Origin of the sequence: Streptomyces sp. NPDC058195 (genome assembly GCF_042883525.1) — a bacterium.
GTDB lineage: Bacteria > Actinomycetota > Actinomycetes > Streptomycetales > Streptomycetaceae > Streptomyces.
The window spans coordinates 35,026-52,176 of record NZ_JBHVVM010000016.1 but is presented as its reverse complement, the minus strand read 5'-3'; the positions used below and the strand labels follow the sequence as shown (position 1 = coordinate 52,176).

Genomic DNA, 17,151 nt, shown 5'->3' with positions numbered 1-17,151 from the left:
GTGAAACTCTAGCATCCTCGAAGGGGTGCTCGGAAATCCGGTCCGTGCTGGTCAGCCGATACGGCGGAGCGGCGGGCCCGGAGGGGCTCACTCGTTCGCGGCCCGTGGGCGTTCGCCGTCCTCGTACTGGTCGAAGAGCGGGGTCCGGCCGCGGTCGCGGGTACGGCGGGACTGGCCCGTGCGGCGGCGCGGGGCAGGGTCGGCCGGGGGCGCCGTGGGGTGCGAGGTGCCCGTCTGGCTCGGCTCGGCGGCGCTGGAGCGGGCGGCGCTCCACGTCTCCGGGTTGCCGACCTCGACGCCGCCCGTGGCGCGCGGGGCGACCGGGGCGGTGACGTACGTCGGCAGCGGGACCGGGACCGGCTCCCAGCTGTCGCCCCGGGCCGGGCCGCGCTCGCGCTGCTGGTCGACCCATTCCGCGTGGTCCGTCTGCTCGACCAGGGCGCGGCGCCCGGCCTCCTGCGGGGAGACCTCGGGCGCGGGCTCCGGTTCGGGGCGGCGCGCCTCGGGCTCCTCCTCGGGCTCCACCGAGGACGGGGAGACCGGCTGGTGCCTGCGGGTGCGGCTCTCGCGCAGATGCTGCGCGGCCACCTCGGCCATGCGCCGGTCCATGGTGAAGGCGAACCGGCGCCGCTCCTGGGACCGCAGATGCACGATGTACGTGCTCAGCAGCACGGCCGGGACCGCGGGAGCCCAGAGGAAGTGGATGCCGCCGACCGCGGCGACGACCGACCCGAGGGTGAAGGCCAGGAAGAGGACCACGGTGGTGCGCCGACGGCGCGCGAGGACCTGGAGGCGCTGGGCCCGGCGGGCACGCTCGGCCTCCGTTCCGCCGCCGCCCGGAGCCGGGCGGGCCCGCCGCACGGGGGCCGGTGCCTGGGCCGGTACCTGCGCCTGCGCCTGGGCCGGTGCCGGTGCCGGGGCGGGCGCCCGGGTTCCGGTACGCGCCTCGGGCGCGGCGAAGGCCCGGACGTCCACGGAATCCAGTCGGTCCGTGCTGACGTCCGGGTCGGCGTCGGCGGGCCCGGCCTCCTCGGCGGTGCGCTCCCGCAGGTCCTTGGCGTACCGGCGCTCCATCGCCGCCCGTCCGGACAGCAACCGGATGGCCGTGCTGAAGCGTTCCGTCGGACGGGCTTCGTTGAGCTCGTCCTGCCTGCGGAGCCACATCGGCACCAAGTAGGCGGCCCAGGCCCCGACGATGACTGCGTAAATGAGGCCGCTGCTGCTCACGTCTCACACCGTAGAGGGGTTTGCGCGGGGGCATCCGCCAATTGGGCCGGTGTGTCGCACGATCCGGCTGATATCACAAACGTTTTTTGTGTTTGTTCGGATCAATCATGGGTGTTTGCACGGGTGGCATCGCTCGAACGAAGGAGAAATATCGAACACCTATTTGATTTCTCGTGGTGTCGCAGGTCGGGCCCGGTGCCAGCGCTGGAGCATCCCGTCCGGCACTTCCTCCGCGGTGAGCGCGTAGATGAGGTGATCCCGCCAGGCTCCGTCGATGTGGAGATAGCGCGGGCGCAGCCCTTCCGAGCGGAATCCCAGTTTCTCCACGACCCTTCGGCTGGGCCCGTTCTCCGGCCGAATGCACACCTCGACGCGGTGCAGTCCGACCGTGCGGAAGCAGTGGTCGACGACGAGGGCGACGGCGGTCGGCATCACGCCACGACCGGCCACGTCCTGGTCGACCCAGTAGCCGACATGTCCCGAGCACATCGAGCCCCAGGTGATCCCGGCGACCGTCAGCTGGCCGACCAGCCGGCCCCGGTACTCGATGGCGAAGGGCAGCATCCGGCCCGCGTTGGCCTCGGCCCGCAGGTGGCGGATCATCTGACGGTATGTGGGCCGCTGGGCCACCGGGCCGCCCGGGGCGGGCGGCGGGACGGTGGCCTCCCAGGGGCGCAGCCAGTCGCGGTTGCGCCGGTTGACCTCGCGCCACATGCGCTGGTCGCGCAGTTTGATCGGCCGGAGCGCGACGTCTCCGTCGCTGAGGACGACCGGCCAGGTCGAGACGTTCAGATCGAGCTCCCCGGTCGGGGGTGATCGCCGCCGCGCAACTGGTCGACGGCGTGCACCAGGAGACGGGTGAGGACGGCGAGGCCGTCGCGCACCCCGCCGGTGGAGCCCGGCAGGTTCACGATGAGGGTGCGGTCCGCGACACCGGCGAGACCCCGGGAGAGCGCGGCCGTGGGGACCTTCCCGCCGCCCTCGGCGCGGATCGCCTCGGGGATGCCGGGGATCTCGCGGTCCAGGACACGGCGAGTGGCCTCGGGGGTGCGGTCGGTGGGCGAGATGCCCGTACCGCCGGTGGTGACGATGACGTCGTACCCGGCGGCGACGCCGTCGCGCAGGGCCTGCTCGACCGGGTCGCCGTCGGGTACGACCCGGGGGCCGTCGACGGCGAGGCCGAGCGCGGTGAGCGCCTCGGCGATCAGGGGACCGCCCTGGTCCGCGTAGACGCCGGCCGAGGCGCGGTTGGAGGCGGTGACGACCAGGGCGCGGTAGGGGGCGGCGCCGTCGTGCCCGGTCATGCGTCCGCCCCGGCGCGACGGTACTCGCCGGATGCGCCGCCCGACTTCGACTCGACCCGTACGTCGGTGATGACCGCCGCCTTGTCGACCGCCTTGACCATGTCGATCACGGTGAGCGCGGCGACCGACACCGCGGTCAGGGCCTCCATCTCGACGCCCGTGCGGTCGGTGGTCTTCACGGTGGCCGTGATCTCCACCGCGTCGTCGGCCACGGCCAGGTCGACCGTGACGCCGGAGACGGCCAGCGGGTGGCAGAGCGGGATCAGCTCGGGGGTGCGCTTGGCGCCCATGATCCCGGCGATCCGGGCGGTGGCGAGCGCGTCACCCTTGGGGACGCCCTCGCCACGGAGCAGTTCGACGACGCGCGGCGCGACGAGGACCCGTCCGCTCGCGCGGGCCACCCGTGCCGTGACGCCCTTCTCGGACACGTCGACCATCCGGGCCGCGCCCGCGTCGTCGATGTGCGTCAGGCTGTTCTGCGTACTCAACTCACTCCGCCTCGCGGTAGGGCGCCGGTTTCCCGCGCGGCCCGCACCGGGGTGCGGGGCCGCAGGGCCCGGGGGTGTCCCCGGGACGGCACAGCGGCAGACACCGTACCGCCACCGCCCGGGAATCAGCGGAGCAGGATCACCTCGGTGTCCGTACCGGGCTCGGCGGAGGTGACGTCCTCGGGGAGCACGATGAGCGCGTCGGCGCGGGCGAGCGCGGCGACCAGATGCGATCCGGAACCGCCCACAGGGGTGACCGTGCCGGACTCCGCGTCGTACGTCCCGCGCAGGAACTGGCGTTTGCCGGACGGTGAGGTGAGCGCCTTCTCGCTCTTCAGCTCGGCCCGGACGGTGGGGCGGTGCACCTCGGACAGACCCATCAGCGCACGGATCACGGGCCGCACGAAGAGCTCGAAGGAGACGTACGCCGACACGGGGTTGCCGGGCAGGGCCAGCAGCGGGGTGTGCTCCGGGCCGATCGAGCCGAAGCCCTGCGGCTTGCCCGGCTGCATGGCGAGGGTGCGGAAGTCGATGCCGCCGCCCTCCTCGTCCTCGTCGCCCACCGAGGCGAGGGCCTCCTTGACGACGTCGTACGCGCCGACGCTGACCCCGCCGGTGGTGACGACGATGTCGGCCCGGATCAGCTGGTCCTCGATGGTGGCGCGGAGCGTCTCGGCGTCGTCGGTGACGGCACCGACGCGGTACGCGAGCGCCCCGGCGTCCTTGGCGGCGGCCGTCAGCGCGAAGCTGTTCGAGTCGTAGATCCGGCCGCCGGTCAGCTCCTCGCCGGGCTGCACCAGCTCGCTGCCGGTGGAGACGACGACGACCCTGGGCCGGGGCCGCACCTTCACCGTCGAGCGGCCGATCGCGGCGAGCAGGCCGATCTGCGGCGGGCCGAGCACCGCCCCCGCGCCCAGCGCCAGATCGCCCGGCTTCACGTCGCTGCCCCGGACCCGGACATGCGCACCGGCCTCGACGGGCCGGTGCACCCGCACCTCGCCGCCCGACGCCTCCGGGGCCTCGCTGTGCGCCCGCATGGCGGCGGCGGGGCCCTCCCCGGCGCCGCCGTCGGTCCACTCGACCGGGACCACCGCCTCGGCACCGGCCGGGAGCGGGGCGCCGGTCATGATCCGCGCGGCCTCCCCCGGGCCGACCGCCCGGCCCTCGCCCAGGCCGTCGCTGCCCGCCGCGACGTCCCCGATGACCGTGAGCACCGCGGGGAACTCCTCGTCGGCGCCCTCGACGTCGGCGACGCGGACCGCGTACCCGTCCATCGAGCTGTTGTCGAAGGGAGGCAGGGCGATCTCCACCATGACGTCCTCGACCAGGACGCACCCCTGGGCGTCGTGCAGTTGCAGCTCGATGGGTTCGAGCGGGCGCACCGCGTCGAGAATGTCCTTCAGGTGCTCTTCCACCGACCACATCGTGCTGCTCAAGGTGCTACATCTCCTCGGTGACGTAACTGCGGAGCCAGGCCCTGAAGTCCGGACCCAGATCCTCACGTTCGCACGCGAGCCTGACAATGGCACGGAGGTAATCGCTCCGGTCGCCGGTGTCATAGCGGCGGCCCTTGAAGACGACGCCGTGCACGGGGCCGCCGACGGTCTCGTCCTCGGCGAGGAGCTGGAGCGCGTCGGTGAGCTGGATCTCGCCGCCGCGGCCCGGCCCGGTCCTGCGCAGTATCCCGAAGACGGCCGGGTCCAGCACGTAGCGTCCGATGATGGCGAGGTTGCTGGGCGCCTCGGCCGGCTCGGGCTTCTCGACCAGTCCGGTGATCCTCACCACATCGCCCTCGGCGGTGGGTTCGACGGCCGCGCAGCCATACTGGTGGATCTGTTCCGGCGCGACCTCCATCAGCGCGATGACGCTGCCGCCCTCGCGCTCCTGGATCTCGACCATGCGGGACAGCAGCGGGTCGCGCGGGTCGATCAGGTCGTCGCCGAGGAGGACGGCGAACGGCTGGTCCCCCACGTGCGGCTCGGCGCACAGCACGGCGTGGCCGAGACCGCGCGGGTCGCCCTGACGGACGTAGTGCATGGTGGCCAGGTCGCTCGACTCCTGGACCTTCTTGAGCCGTTCGGCGTCTCCCTTCCGGGTGAGCGCGGACTCCAGCTCGTAATTGCGGTCGAAGTGGTCCTCCAGCGGACGCTTGTTGCGTCCGGTGATCATCAGTACGTCGGAGAGGCCCGCGGTCACGGCCTCCTCGACGACGTACTGGATCGCGGGCTTGTCGACCACAGGGAGCATCTCCTTGGGAGTGGCTTTGGTGGCCGGAAGGAAGCGGGTTCCGAGCCCGGCGGCCGGAATGACAGCCTTGCTGATCCTGAGGTGCGACTGAGTCATGCGCAGAACGATAACCGGTGTGTATGCGTGGAAGATGAGGGTCCGGTTAACTTTGTACGCCTATATGCCCATGCAGGGGCCGAAGGAGACCAGGAGTGTCCGTTGAACACTGAGATGTCCCGAAAGGCGCTGCTGCGGCGTGAACTGCTGGCCGCGCGACGCCTTCTGACCGGGGAAGACGTGAAGAACGCCGCATCGGTTCTGTCCCGTCGCGCATTGGCCCTCCCGGAGCTGTCCGGGGCCCGTACCGTCGCCGCGTACGTCTCGGTGGGCGGCGAGCCGGGCACCGGGGTGCTGCTGGACGCCCTGCGCGAGCGCGGCGTCCGGGTGCTGCTGCCGGTCCTCCTCCCGGACAACGACCTGGACTGGGCGCCGTACGAGGGGGCCGACCGGCTCGTCCGGGCGGGCCGGGGGCTGCTGGAGCCGGACGGCACGCGCCTCGGGCCCGAGGCGGTGCTGGAGGCCGACGCGGTGCTGCTGCCGGGCCTCGCGGCGGACGGGCGCGGCATGCGGCTGGGACGGGGCGGCGGCAGCTACGACCGGGTGCTGGCCCGGCTCACGGCGGCCGGCGCCCACCCCGCCCTGATCGTCCTGCTCTACGACGACGAGGTGGTCGCGCAGGTCCCGCAGGAACCGCACGACCACCCCGTGAACGTGGTGGTGACACCGTCGGCGGCCCGTCGCACGGGCCGCTGACCTCAGCGGGTCATGGCTTGAGGGTCAGGGTGTCGGTCGTCGACCTGGCGACGGCGTTGGTGCCGAAGGACCAGTCCAGCAGCTCACCGTTGACCCACTTGTCGGTCTGGTCGGTGTAGTGCGCGTTGAACGCGTGCCCGGAGGCCCCGGTCAGGTTGATCCAGCGGGACTTGTCCCAGTCGTCCACGTTGACCACCATCCGCATCGACGGCACCCAGACGACCTCGTAGCCGCCCGCGGCGTTCCAGCCGGTGGCGTTCACCGCGGCCTCGCCGCCGCCGAGGTTCCACGGGCCGCGGTTGAGGGCCCGCTGGAGCAGGTCGGGGCCCTCGGTGCCGAGGGTCTGGTTCTTCAGCGTCAGCTGGTGCAGCCGGCCCCAGTTCCAGGTGGTGATGTCCTTGCCGAGCTTGGCGGTCAGCTCCCAGCGGGCGTCCTTCATGGCGCGGGCGAAGAGCTCGTCGCGGTTCTCGGTCGGCTCGTCGCGGCCGTTCCCGGGCGTCTTCCACCAGTCGCTGTCCTGGTCGTCCATCAGCTGCGTGACCACCTGGTTCCAGCGGTCGCCGCCGTCCGGCTGGGCCGAGTCGGCGTCGCGCTTGCCGCACTCACGGACCAGCTTGTTCTGCTCGTCGACGGGGCCCGAGGCGTCGGCCTGGCGCACGTTGAGACACTCGCCCTCGACCCGCAGCTCCTTGGGGAGCTTGTTGCCGAAGGCCAGCTTGAGGATGTTGCGCCAGACCGCGTTGAAGTACGCGGCCGCCGCCGAGTCGGGCTCCTGGATGGAGTCCCAGCCCTCCAGGAGCTTCTGCGCCTCACGGACGCTCTTGTCCGAGATGTTGAGCTTCACCAGCTCGGGGACCAGCTTGACGGCGATCTCGCTGAGGTTGTCCATCTGCATCTTCTGCATGTCCTCGGTCGAGATCTTCCCCCCGTCCTTGATCTTCAGCTGGATCAGGTCGTTGATCCGCTGGCTGCGGGTGCCGTAGCCCCAGTCCTTGGTCAGCAGGTGCGCGTACTTCTTCTCGTCGATCACGGCCTGGTTGGCGGTGACGATGTAGCCGCGCTTCGGGTTGAACTCGTAGGGCAGCTCGTCGAACGGGACCGGCTTCTCCTCCCAGCCGTACTCCGGGGACCAGCCGGGGCTGGGCATCGTGCCGTCGCCCTTGAGGCGGACCGGGATCGTGCCGGGGGCCTGGTAGCCGATGTTGCCCTTGGTGTCGGCGTAGATCAGGTTCTGCGAGGGGACCTCGAAGTACGCGGCAGCCTTGCGGAAGGACTCGAAGTCCTTGGCCCGGTTCAGCGAGAAGACGGCGTCCATGGAGTGGCCGGGCTGGAGCGCGGTCCACTTCAGGGCGACCGCGTACCCCTCGGCGCGGTCCGGGGCCGCGTTGGTGACGGGGGCCTTCTGGCCGACCGTCTCCAGCTCGCCGCTCCGGTCGGAGACCAGCGGGCCGTTGTTGGTCTCGCGGACGGTGATCGTCCGGTCCTTGCCGCCCGCGACCTTGATGGTCTCCTCACGGGTGGTGAAGGGCTGGACCTTGCCGTCGTAGAGGTAGCCGTCGCCCGAGACCTTCTCCAGGAAGAGGTCGGTGACGTCGGCGCCGAGGTTGGTGAAGCCCCAGGCGATGTCCTGGTTGTGGCCGATGATCACACCGGGCATACCGGAGAAGGTGTAGCCCGCCGTGTCGTACTGGCACGTCGCCGAGATCTCGCGGCAGTGCAGGCCCATCTGGTACCAGAGCGAGGGCAGTTGCGGCGCCAGGTGCGGGTCGTTGGCCAGCAGCGGCTGGCCGGTGGTCGTGTACTTGCCGGAGACCACCCAGGAGTTGGAGCCGATGCCGTTGCCGTTCGGGCCGAGCAGCGCCGGGACCTGGTCGAGGGTTTCGGAGAGCGAGGCGAGCTGGGTGTTCAGCGCCTGCCCGACGCCCTGCGCGGTGTCGGAGCCGATGGCGTCGGACGGCGTCGCGTCCGGGTCGAACTTCCCGGTGACCGGGGAGACGGCACCCTGGTCGACGATCGGCTGGTGGTCCTTGTACGGGTACGCCGGGTAGAGGTCCTTGATCTGCTTCTCGCTGAGCCGGCTGGTCATCAGCGAGCGGTCGATCTCGTCCTGCATGTTGCCGCGCAGGTCCCAGGCCATGGCCTTGAGCCAGGCGACCGAGTCGACCGGGGTCCACTCGGTGGGCTTGTAGTCGTTGGTGAGGCCGAGGGCCGCGTACTCGACGGAGATGTCCTTGCCGTCGCGCCCCTTGAGGTAGGCGTTCACGCCCTCCGCGTACGCCTGGAGGTTCTTCTTGGTGTCCTTGGACAGGACCTTGTCGTACTCCTCCTGCGCGACCTTGCGCCAGCCCAGCGTGCGCAGGAAGGCGTCGGTCTCGACCTGTCCGGAGCCGAACATCTCGGAGAGCCGCCCGGCCGTCATGTGACGGCGTACGTCCATCTCCCAGAAACGGTCCTGCGCCTGGACGTAGCCCTGGGCGCGGAAGAGGTCGGCGTCGGTGTCCGCGTACAGCTGCGGGATGCCGTAACTGTCGCGCTTGACGTCGACGTTGGCGTCGAGGCCGTCGAGCTTGACCGACCCGGTGGTCTGCGGGTACGAGGCCCGCACGGTCGATACGGACCAGAACGCCCCGTACCCGATACCCGCGACAAGCGCCAGCACCAGAACGATGACGATCAGGCGGGCACGTCGCCCCTTCTTCCGGCCGGTCTTCGCACCGGCAGCACCGGTGGCGTCGGAAGAGGCGGTGGTATTGGCGGGCATCGCTGTCCTTCGAGGGGCAGGTGGTCCTGGGAGTGCAGGAGCAACCATAGGCGCAGCGCCGGGGCTGCTCCGACGCGGTATGGGAATGGCTCGTATGTCGCAGCGATCGTACGGATGCCCGAAGCCGTCAAGAAAGCGTTAAAGATTAGGTAAGGTAACGAAGTACCGGCCGCTGACGGCCGATGCCGAAGATCGACCGACTCGGCAGGCGCACGCGGGGAAGGAACGGCCACTGTCTGTCCACACGCTCAACGAACTCCTGCTCGTCTGCTCGCTTGTCCTGCTCGTCGCGGTGGCGGCGGTACGCGTCTCGTCGCGCAGCGGGCTCCCCAGCCTGCTGCTGTATCTCGGCATCGGGATCGTGATGGGGCAGGACGGCATCTTCGACGTCTCGTTCAACAACGCGGAACTGACCCAGGTCATCGGCTACGCCGCACTGGTCGTGATCCTCGCCGAGGGCGGCCTGGGCACGAAGTGGAAGGAGATCCGGCCCGCGCTGCCCGCCGCGGCCGTGCTCTCCCTGGCCGGTGTCGCGATCAGCGTGGGCGTCACGGCGGCCGGGGCCCACTACCTGGTCGGGCTGGACTGGCGGCAGTCGCTGATCATCGGCGCGGTCGTCTCGTCGACGGACGCCGCCGCGGTCTTCTCCGTGCTCCGCAAGGTGCCGCTGCCCTCCCGGATCACCGGTGTGCTGGAGGCGGAGTCCGGCTTCAACGACGCCCCCGTGGTCATCCTGGTCGTCGCCTTCTCGACCAGCGGGCCGGTGGACAGCTGGTACGTCCTGGTCGGCGAGATAGCCCTGGAGCTCGCCATCGGCGCGGCCATGGGCATCGCCGTCGGCTGGCTCGGCTCGTACGGGCTGCGCCACGTGGCCCTCCCCGCCTCCGGCCTCTATCCGATCGCCGTGATGGCGATCGCGGTGTCCGCGTACGCGGCGGGCGCCCTGGTCCACGGCAGCGGCTTCCTGGCCGTCTACCTGGCCGCGATGATCCTCGGCAACGCCAAGCTGCCGCACTGGCCCGCCACCCGCGGCTTCGCCGACGGGCTCGGCTGGCTGGCCCAGATCGGGATGTTCGTCCTGCTCGGCCTCCTGGTCACCCCGCACGACCTGCTGGACGACTTCTGGCCCGCGGTCATCGTGGGCCTGGTGCTGACCGTGGTCGCGCGCCCGCTGGAGGTCTTCGTCTCGCTGGCGCCGTTCAAGCTGCCCTGGCAGGAGAAGGCGCTGATGTCCTGGGCGGGGCTGCGCGGCGCCGTACCGATCATCCTGGCGACCATTCCGATGGTCGCCGGGGTCGACGGCTCCACCCGGATCTTCAACATCGTCTTCGTCCTCGTCGTCGTCTACACCCTGATCCAGGGACCGACCCTGCCCTGGCTGGCGAAGGCCCTGAAGATCGCCGAGGACCCGGCCGAGGCCGCCGACCTGGGCATCGAGTCGGCGCCGCTGGAGCGGCTGCGCGGCCATCTGCTGTCAGTGGCGATCCCCGGCCGGTCGAAGATGCACGGCGTGGAGGTCGGCGAGCTGCGGCTGCCGTCCGGAGCCGCCGTCACCCTGGTGGTGCGGGACGGGAAGAGCTTCGTCCCCGCCCCCTCCACGGTGCTGCGGCGCGGAGACGAGCTGCTGGTGATCGCCACCGATCCGGTGCGCGACGCGGCGGAGGAACGGCTGCGCGCGGTCGGCGAGGGCGGCAAGCTCGCGGGCTGGCTGGGAACCGGCGGGCCGCCGAAGGCCCACCGCTGAGGGGCGGCCCGAACCCGGGCCCGAACCCCCGGGGAGCGCCCGAGCCCTCGGGACGGGCGGGGCACGGAAGGCCCGGAAGGCTTGAGTCCTCGGTACGGACGGGGGCTGGGAAGGCTTGAGCTCGGGACGAGCGGGGGCTGGGAAGGCCTGGGCCCTCGGTACGGACGGGGGCTGGGAGGCCTGGGTCCTCAGTGCGGACGGGGCTCGGCAAGCTTGAGCCCTCGGGACGGGCGGGGGTTCCCGCACGCGTTCACAGGTTCACAAGAGCCCCTGCCTGTACCATGACGGAAGCCGTTCGTCCCCGGTCAGGGGCCGGTCGGCCCGATCGACCAACCCGAACGACCAACTCTGCCTGACGCAGAGCTGGCGCGACCGTATGGCGGTCGTGGCGTCCTCCGCCTCTGCTGAGCGCCCGGCATCTACCGCAGTTCCGCGCGAAGAGGACAGCTCTCGGCAGCACCCGTACGAGCGTGCCGGCACCCCGTGCCGAGGTTCGCGGGAGCCCCGCCACCAGGCGGCAGAAAGGCATGGACCGTGGCGTCCACGGTCACCGACCGCCCCGGATACGGGCAGTTGCTGCGCACCCCGGGTGCGTGGACTTTTCTTCTCCCGGGCTTCGCCGCACGGCAGCCCTTCGCGATGCTGACCATCGGCATCGTCCTCCTGGTCCAGCACACGACCGGCTCGTACGGCAGCGCGGGCGCCGTCGCCGCCGTGACCGGTGTCTCCATGGCGCTGTTCGCGCCGCAGACCGGCAAGCTGGCCGACCGCCTCGGGCAGCGCGCCGTGCTGCTGCCCGGTGTCGTGGTGCACACGGCGTCCGTGTCGGCGCTGACCGCGCTGGCGCTGGCGGAGGCACCGCTGTGGGCGCTGTTCCTCGCGGCCGTGCCCACGGGCGCGTCCGTTCCGCAGGTCGGGCCGATGGTGCGGGCCCGCTGGGCGGCGCTGCTGGGAGCGGCGCCGGGGCGTGCGGCCTCGCCGCTGCTGCCCACCGCGGCTGCCTTCGAATCGGTGACGGACGAGTTCACCTTCGTCATCGGCCCGGTGCTCGCCACCGCGCTGTGCACCGGCGTGCACCCGGCGGCCGGCCTGATCGCGGAGGCCGCGCTGACCCTGGCGGGCGGGCTGCTCTTCGCCGCGCAGCACCGCACCCAGCCGGCGGTGCGCGCCGCCGCGTCCGACCCCTCCGAGCGGCACGCCTCCGCTCTGTCCGTACCGGGTGTGCGGGTGCTCGCGGTGGCCTTCCTCGGGATCGGGGCGGTCTTCGGCGGCATGCAGGTCTCGCTGACCGCCTTCGCCGAGGAGATCGGCCGCCCGGGGGCCAACGGACTGCTGTACGGGATCTTCGCGGCGGGCAACATGCTCGCCGGGATCGCCTGCGGCGCCATCGCCTGGAAGAGCGGGCCGCGCCGTCGGCTGATCACCGGATACGCGGCGCTGACCCTGACCGCGTCCGGACTGTGGGCGGTGCACTCGGTGCCACTGCTGGCCGGGCTCGGTCTGCTGGTGGGGCTCTCCATCGCCCCGGCCCTGATCAGCGGGTACACGCTGGTCGAGGCGCTGGTGCCAGGGTCAGCCCGGACCGAGGCGTTCACCTGGCTCACGGGCTCGGTGGCACTGGGCCAGGCGGGCGCGGTGACGGTGGCCGGACGGCTCGCGGACGCTCACGGGGCGAGCACGGGATTCGTGGTGCCCCTGGTCGGTACGATCCTGGCGCTGCTCACCCTGGTGGGACTGCGATCGAGGCTGGCGCCGACCCTCCGGGGGAGGACCGTGGCACGTGGCATCGGTCACCGGAAGCCGGTCACGGTGGACTGATGCAGCGGAATACGTCAGTATGGAGCGTCGTTAGCACTCATTGAGTCAGAGTGCCAGGAGGAGCAAGTGCCGACCTATCAGTATCAGTGCACCGAATGTGGCGAGGGCCTTGAGGCGGTGCAGAAGTTCACCGATGACGCCCTCACCGTGTGCCCGAACTGCGACGGACGCCTGAAGAAGGTGTTCTCGGCGGTCGGCATCGTCTTCAAGGGTTCCGGTTTCTACCGGAACGACAGCCGCGGCTCCTCGTCGAGCAGCACGCCGGCCTCGTCCTCGGCGAAGACGTCCGGCTCCGGTTCCGGTTCGTCGGACTCCGGTTCGTCGTCCTCCTCTTCCGCCTCGTCCTCTTCCCCGACGTCGACGTCCACGGCTTCTTCGTCGTCCTCGTCGTCCTCGACGAGCGGTACGTCGGCCGCCTGAGCCGCTTCGCGTTCTTCCGGGAGCCCCGCCGATTCGTTCGGCCGGGGCTTTCCGCGTTTCCGTCGCCGATAGTGTGATCGCATGGCGAACGCAGAGATCGGCGCAGAGATCGGTGTCATCGGTGGCTCGGGCCTGTACTCCTTCCTGGAGGACGTGACGGAGGTCCGCGTGGACACCCCGTACGGGCAACCGAGCGACTCCCTCTTCCTCGGCGAGGTCGGCGGCCGCCGGGTCGCCTTCCTCCCCCGCCACGGCCGCGGTCACCATCTGCCGCCGCACCGCATCAACTACCGGGCCAACCTGTGGGCGCTGCGCTCCGTCGGGGTGCGCCAGGTGCTCGGCCCGTGCGCGGTGGGCGGCCTGCGTCCGGAGTACGGGCCGGGCACCCTGCTCGTCCCCGATCAGATGGTGGACCGCACCAAGTCCCGGACGCAGACCTTCTACGACGGGGAGACCCGGGCCGACGGCGTCCGGCCGAACGTCCTGCACCTGGGCTTCGCCGACCCGTACTGCCCCGAGGGGCGCCGGGCCTCGCTGGCGGCGGCGCGGGCCACGGGCTGGGACGCGGTGGACGGCGGCACGCTGGTGGTGGTCGAGGGGCCGCGCTTCTCGACCCGGGCGGAGTCGCGCTGGCATGCGGCGATGGGCTGGTCGGTGGTCGGCATGACCGGTCACCCCGAGGCCGTCCTCGCCCGTGAGCTGGGCCTCTGCTACACGACGACGACCCTGGTGACGGACCTGGACGCGGGCGCGGAGGCCGGTGAGGGGGTCTCGCACGCGGAGGTGCTGGAGGTGTTCGCGGCCAATGTGGACCGGCTGCGCACGGTGCTCTTCGACGTGGTCGCCGCGCTGCCCGCGGAGGCGGACCGGAACTGCCCGTGCTCGCGCGCGCTGGACGGCATGGAGCCGGGGTTCGAACTGCCGTAGGCGGCTGGTGCCAGTGACGGCTGCGGCTGCGGGTGCGGCTGGTGACAGTGGCGGCTGGTGATAGTGGCCGTGACAGTGGCGGCTGTGGCGTGAGTGGGCGACGGAGTTGTCCACAAGGCCGGGGGTGTCCACAGGCTCCGCCGGGAATCGCGTGAACGGTGGATCGTGAGGGATGTCCGTCCGGATCTCCTCACGACAGGTGGTACCGATCATGCTTTCGCCTTCGGCCGCGCCGCTCGCCCCTTCCGCGCTTTCTGCCGCATCGCTTGCCCCATCCGCGCTTTCTGCCGCACCGCCCGCCCCTTCCCCTCCTTCGGCCGCGCCGCTCGCCCGCCCCGTGCCGCTGCGCGCTCCCTTCGCGGCACCGCCCACCCGCGGGGTGCCCGCCTTCGAGCCGCTGCGGGTGCGCGGCGGGGGCGGTGGGCGTCGGCTGCGGCAGGCCGTGTGGCGGCAGCGCCGGGCCCTGGCCGCCGCCCTGGCCCTGACGGCCGCCGTGCTCGGTGCCACGGGGCTGGGCGGCGGTGCGGCCCCGGGCGGCGGGGCCGCGTACGGGGCGGGGGCCGGGAGCAAGGCCGGGGACGTGCCGGAGCGGGTCCGGCGGCCTGGGCGGCAGGTCTCCGCGCCGGTCCGGATCGCGGATGCGGGGGCGGTGCGCCTCTTGCGTCCCGGCGACCACGTGGACGTGATCGCGGCAGGGCAGGCCGGGAGCGGCGCCGCGGCCGGGGGCCGGGTGCTGGCGAAGGGCGCGCTGGTCGCGGAGGTTCCGCCGCCACCGGCCGAGGGCACCGCGCTGGAGGGTGCGCTGATCGTGCTGTCCGTCCCCCGGGGCACGGCCACCGCCCTGGCGGGCGCGGCCCTCTCATCCCCGTTGGCGGTGACCCTGTGCTGATCCGCATGCACCCCGGCGCCCGGTCGCACCACCTCGCCCGAGCCCGGAATAGGGCGTTTTCTCCGCTTACTGCCGTAAGTTGCACACGAGTTTGCTCCGCCTACGGCACATGCGAAGGAAGGCCCATCCGTGAGCGAGAAGAAGGTCAGTCTGCTGGAAGGGTTCAAAGCCTTCCTGACCCGCGGGAACGTGGTCGACCTGGCGGTCGCTGTCGTCATCGGCGCCGCGTTCACCCAGATCGTGAACGCGTTCGTCACGGGCGTCATCAACCCGCTGGTCGGTGCGTTCGGCACCAAGGACCTGGAGAGCTACAGCTCATGCCTCAAGGGGCCCTGCGTGACGGACCCCAAGACGGGCGAGGCGATCGAGGGCATCCGCATCCTGTGGGGCTCGGTGCTCAGCGCCGCGCTCGGTTTCCTGATCACCGCCGCGGTCGTCTACTTCCTGCTGATCCTGCCGATGTCGAAGTACCTCGCCAGGCGGGCGGCGATGCAGGCCGCGAAGGACGGTGTCCAGGAGACGCTGGAGGTGAGCGAGCTGGAAGTGCTGAAGGAGATCCGCGACGCCCTGGTCGCGCAGCGCGGCGGCCCGGCGAGCTAGAAGGCGTCCTGCCGCGGCGTGAGCGGGCGGCAGCGCTGCCGGATCACCACGGGGCAGAGTCTCAGATGTGGTGGGGCGGCTTCTCGTCGAGGAAGCGCGCCAGATCGGCGGCGCTGCCACCGGCCGGGGCCCGCTCACCCCATCCCTGGTCCGTATCGTCCGCGGACCGCTGGTCCAGCGGATCGCCGAAGACCAGAGCCGGTTTCGGTTTCGGTTCCGGCTGCTGCTTCGGATCACGCGGGCCGGGGGCGGGGGCGGTGCTCATACGTAAAGGGTACGGCGGCGGTCAGCGATCCTCCGGGTCGATCAGCCACAGCCCGAGAACGACGAGGAACGACAGGCACAGAAAGCCCGCGCCCCACCAGGCGGTGCCGGTGTGGCCCTCCATCCACGCGTCGATGATGACGGTCAGGCCCCAGAGCTGGCCGATGACCACCGTCATGGCGAGGGTCAGCCGGGCCGTCAGCTTCGAGGACCGCTCGGGCTCCTGGTCGGTACCGGCTCCGGGTCCGGGCCCGGTGTGGCGGACGCGGGGGTCGCCGTAGCCGCTGGTGGCCCGGATCTGCGGGTAGCGCTCGTGGACGGGACGGTTCAGCTCGGGGCGGGCGCTTCCCGGGTGGTACTCGGGGTACCGCCGGTCCCCGGGCTGGGAGGTGTCGGTCATGACGGCCTGCCCGCGGTCTTGGCGGCGGTGCCGTCCGCAGGTGCCTCCGCGCCGCCGTCCTTGACGGCCGGGCAGCCGATACGGGCGGCGAGGTCCGGGTGGTTCTCGCCGAGCTGGCGGCACAGTCCGTGCTGGACGCTCTCGCCCGAGCGCGTCGTACCGACCGCCCAGATGCTCCCGTCGGGCTGTTCGGCGAGCACCACCTTGGGCAGCGGACGGGGCGGCGGCCCGGCGGTGACCTCACCGGTACGGGCGTCGAAGATTCCCTCGTGGCACGGGCAGTACAGCTCGCCCTCGGCGCCGCGGTCCTTGCGCCAGAGCACGCCGCAGGCCAGGTGGGTGCAGATCGCGGAGTAGCCGACGAGGGTGCCGTCGTCCAGCCGCACGGCGACCGCCCTGTCCTCCTCCCCCGGGTAACGGAACGCGAGGGACTCCCCGGGCAGGAGCTGAGCGGCGATCCGCCTGGGCGTGAGCGCCTCGGCGTCCTCGGGCTCACCGTGGCGCGGCAGGATCCCGGTGGCCACACCGAGGCCGCCGACGGCGAGCCCGCCGGAGACGGTCGTCACGATCCGGAGGTAGTCGCGCCGGGTGGTGAGGGAGTCGGCGGCGATCCGGTCGTGCAGGGCTTCGCGCGGGTCGCCGGGGGGTGGCTGGTCGGTGACGCTCATCGGCGGACGTCCTTCCCGTTGATCTCGACGACGGGGAGGCCGCCGGGGACCGGCCACCGCACCCGGTCGGCGGGCACGACCATGGCCACGCCGGTCCGCACTTCGCTCTGGCCGAAGGTGAAGGTGTCGGCGACCTGGACGCCGGGGCGCTCGGCCTGGAGTTCCTCGACGGTCCCGTAGAACAGGGCCCCGGTCGGGCAGACGGTCGCGCACATGGGGGCGAGGCCGTAGGCGGTGCGGTCGTAGCAGAGGTTGCACTTCATCTGGAGCTTCGCCTGGAGGTCGATCTTCGGTACGCCAAAGGGGCAGGCGTTGACGCAGTTGGCGCAGCCGATGCACCGGGTGGTGTCGGCCTGCTGGACCACGCCGTCGGCGGTCACCAGGATCGCGTCGGCGGGGCAGACCTCGGCGCACGGGGCGACCGGGTCCTCGCAGTGCATGCAGACCGTGGGAAGGGAGGCCACGGAATGGCCCTCGTCGGTGTAGTCGAGGTGGATCATCGATGTGCCGCGGTGCGAGTCGCACTCCCGGCAGGCGGACACGCAGGCCTGGCAGCCGATGCAGCGCCCGGGGTCGATGAAGATCGTTCGGCCCATCATGCG

18 protein-coding genes are annotated in these 17,151 nt (G+C 71.7%); 7 read left to right on the top strand and 11 right to left on the bottom strand.

All coding sequences use genetic code 11. The annotated features are described in order from the left end of the window. Nucleotides 1–87: 87 nt before the first annotated feature. The 6 genes from glpR to galU form a co-directional block, all read right to left on the bottom strand. Nucleotides 88–1,227: a gephyrin-like molybdotransferase receptor GlpR gene (glpR, locus tag ACFVWY_RS20760; RefSeq protein WP_389874376.1), complete on the bottom strand. Its 1,140-nt coding sequence runs from the start codon at nt 1,225–1,227 to the stop codon at nt 88–90. 159 nt (nt 1,228–1,386) lie between these two features. Further along, complete coding sequence (locus ACFVWY_RS20755; RefSeq protein WP_389874675.1) at nt 1,387–2,019, bottom strand: GNAT family N-acetyltransferase; 633 nt, start codon at nt 2,017–2,019, stop codon at nt 1,387–1,389. Next, complete coding sequence (locus ACFVWY_RS20750; RefSeq protein WP_389874374.1) at nt 2,016–2,531, bottom strand: molybdenum cofactor biosynthesis protein B; 516 nt, start codon at nt 2,529–2,531, stop codon at nt 2,016–2,018. The genes ACFVWY_RS20755 and ACFVWY_RS20750 overlap by 4 nt, the downstream gene beginning before the upstream one ends. Beyond that, complete coding sequence (moaC, locus tag ACFVWY_RS20745) at nt 2,528–3,019, bottom strand: cyclic pyranopterin monophosphate synthase MoaC (protein ID WP_389874372.1); 492 nt, start codon at nt 3,017–3,019, stop codon at nt 2,528–2,530. Before moaC ends, ACFVWY_RS20750 begins: the two co-directional genes overlap by 4 nt. Nucleotides 3,020–3,144: 125 nt before the next feature. Then, nucleotides 3,145–4,455, bottom strand: coding sequence for a gephyrin-like molybdotransferase Glp (gene glp, locus ACFVWY_RS20740; protein WP_389874369.1), 1,311 nt, complete (start codon nt 4,453–4,455; stop codon nt 3,145–3,147). 4 nt (nt 4,456–4,459) lie between these two features. Further along, nucleotides 4,460–5,362: a UTP--glucose-1-phosphate uridylyltransferase GalU gene (gene galU, locus ACFVWY_RS20735; RefSeq protein ID WP_389874367.1), complete on the bottom strand. Its 903-nt coding sequence runs from the start codon at nt 5,360–5,362 to the stop codon at nt 4,460–4,462. A 114-nt stretch (nt 5,363–5,476) separates the two neighbouring features. Here galU and ACFVWY_RS20730 point away from each other — a divergent pair, with 114 nt between their 5' ends. Further along, a complete protein-coding gene (locus tag ACFVWY_RS20730) occupies nt 5,477–6,058 on the top strand; it encodes a 5-formyltetrahydrofolate cyclo-ligase (protein ID WP_389874673.1) in 582 nt (193 codons plus the stop codon). Between the two features lie 10 nt (nt 6,059–6,068). Here the strand turns inward: ACFVWY_RS20730 and ACFVWY_RS20725 are convergent, their stop codons facing one another. Next, nucleotides 6,069–8,819: a penicillin acylase family protein gene (locus ACFVWY_RS20725; RefSeq protein WP_389874364.1), complete on the bottom strand. Its 2,751-nt coding sequence runs from the start codon at nt 8,817–8,819 to the stop codon at nt 6,069–6,071. Between the two features lie 259 nt (nt 8,820–9,078). Here ACFVWY_RS20725 and ACFVWY_RS20720 point away from each other — a divergent pair, with 259 nt between their 5' ends. The 6 genes from ACFVWY_RS20720 (at nt 9,079) to ACFVWY_RS20695 (ending at nt 15,217) form a co-directional block, all read left to right on the top strand. Continuing rightward, nucleotides 9,079–10,563 (top strand): potassium/proton antiporter, encoded by a 1,485-nt coding sequence (locus ACFVWY_RS20720; protein ID WP_389874671.1) that lies wholly within the window; start codon nt 9,079–9,081, stop codon nt 10,561–10,563. Nucleotides 10,564–11,097: 534 nt separating this feature from the next. Beyond that, entirely contained in the window at nt 11,098–12,381 is a 1,284-nt protein-coding gene (locus ACFVWY_RS20715) for an MFS transporter (RefSeq protein ID WP_389874361.1), read from the top strand. Nucleotides 12,382–12,447: 66 nt separating this feature from the next. Beyond that, nucleotides 12,448–12,801, top strand: a complete 354-nt coding sequence (locus ACFVWY_RS20710; protein WP_389874358.1) for an FmdB family zinc ribbon protein — start codon at nt 12,448–12,450, stop codon at nt 12,799–12,801. A gap of 81 nt (nt 12,802–12,882) precedes the next feature. Further along, a complete protein-coding gene (locus ACFVWY_RS20705) occupies nt 12,883–13,728 on the top strand; it encodes an S-methyl-5'-thioadenosine phosphorylase (RefSeq protein WP_389874355.1) in 846 nt (281 codons plus the stop codon). Between the two features lie 337 nt (nt 13,729–14,065). Next, nucleotides 14,066–14,617: a hypothetical protein gene (locus ACFVWY_RS20700; protein WP_389874352.1), complete on the top strand. Its 552-nt coding sequence runs from the start codon at nt 14,066–14,068 to the stop codon at nt 14,615–14,617. A 129-nt stretch (nt 14,618–14,746) separates the two neighbouring features. Next, nucleotides 14,747–15,217, top strand: a complete 471-nt coding sequence (locus tag ACFVWY_RS20695; RefSeq protein WP_389874350.1) for an MscL family protein — start codon at nt 14,747–14,749, stop codon at nt 15,215–15,217. 61 nt (nt 15,218–15,278) lie between these two features. On the opposite strand, the gene ACFVWY_RS20690 is transcribed toward ACFVWY_RS20695, so the two are convergent. The 4 genes from ACFVWY_RS20690 to ACFVWY_RS20675 are packed head-to-tail and all read right to left on the bottom strand — an operon-like array spanning nt 15,279 to nt 17,148. Continuing rightward, nucleotides 15,279–15,482, bottom strand: coding sequence for a hypothetical protein (locus ACFVWY_RS20690; RefSeq protein ID WP_389874346.1), 204 nt, complete (start codon nt 15,480–15,482; stop codon nt 15,279–15,281). A 21-nt stretch (nt 15,483–15,503) separates the two neighbouring features. Next, entirely contained in the window at nt 15,504–15,881 is a 378-nt protein-coding gene (locus ACFVWY_RS20685) for a hypothetical protein (protein WP_389874344.1), read from the bottom strand. Next, nucleotides 15,878–16,549 carry a ubiquinol-cytochrome c reductase iron-sulfur subunit gene (locus tag ACFVWY_RS20680; protein ID WP_389874342.1) on the bottom strand — a complete coding sequence of 224 codons (672 nt, stop codon included), beginning with the start codon at nt 16,547–16,549 and terminating at the stop codon, nt 15,878–15,880. Before ACFVWY_RS20680 ends, ACFVWY_RS20685 begins: the two co-directional genes overlap by 4 nt. Then, nucleotides 16,546–17,148: a 4Fe-4S dicluster domain-containing protein gene (locus tag ACFVWY_RS20675; protein ID WP_389874340.1), complete on the bottom strand. Its 603-nt coding sequence runs from the start codon at nt 17,146–17,148 to the stop codon at nt 16,546–16,548. The genes ACFVWY_RS20680 and ACFVWY_RS20675 overlap by 4 nt, the downstream gene beginning before the upstream one ends. Nucleotides 17,149–17,151: the final 3 nt, after the last annotated feature.

What these genes read in the sequence shown, in the direction of transcription:
- ACFVWY_RS20750 (WP_389874374.1), bottom strand. Translation starts at nt 2,531, where the DNA reads ATGACCGGGCACGACGGCGCCGCCCCCTACCGCGCCCTGGTCGTCACC.
- galU (WP_389874367.1), bottom strand. Translation starts at nt 5,362, where the DNA reads ATGACTCAGTCGCACCTCAGGATCAGCAAGGCTGTCATTCCGGCCGCC.
- ACFVWY_RS20680 (WP_389874342.1), bottom strand. Translation starts at nt 16,549, where the DNA reads ATGAGCGTCACCGACCAGCCACCCCCCGGCGACCCGCGCGAAGCCCTG.
- ACFVWY_RS20685 (WP_389874344.1), bottom strand. Translation starts at nt 15,881, where the DNA reads ATGACCGACACCTCCCAGCCCGGGGACCGGCGGTACCCCGAGTACCAC.
- ACFVWY_RS20705 (WP_389874355.1), top strand. Translation starts at nt 12,883, where the DNA reads ATGGCGAACGCAGAGATCGGCGCAGAGATCGGTGTCATCGGTGGCTCG.
- ACFVWY_RS20730 (WP_389874673.1), top strand. Translation starts at nt 5,477, where the DNA reads ATGTCCCGAAAGGCGCTGCTGCGGCGTGAACTGCTGGCCGCGCGACGC.
- ACFVWY_RS20675 (WP_389874340.1), bottom strand. Translation starts at nt 17,148, where the DNA reads ATGATGGGCCGAACGATCTTCATCGACCCCGGGCGCTGCATCGGCTGC.
- ACFVWY_RS20725 (WP_389874364.1), bottom strand. Translation starts at nt 8,819, where the DNA reads ATGCCCGCCAATACCACCGCCTCTTCCGACGCCACCGGTGCTGCCGGT.
- ACFVWY_RS20690 (WP_389874346.1), bottom strand. Translation starts at nt 15,482, where the DNA reads ATGAGCACCGCCCCCGCCCCCGGCCCGCGTGATCCGAAGCAGCAGCCG.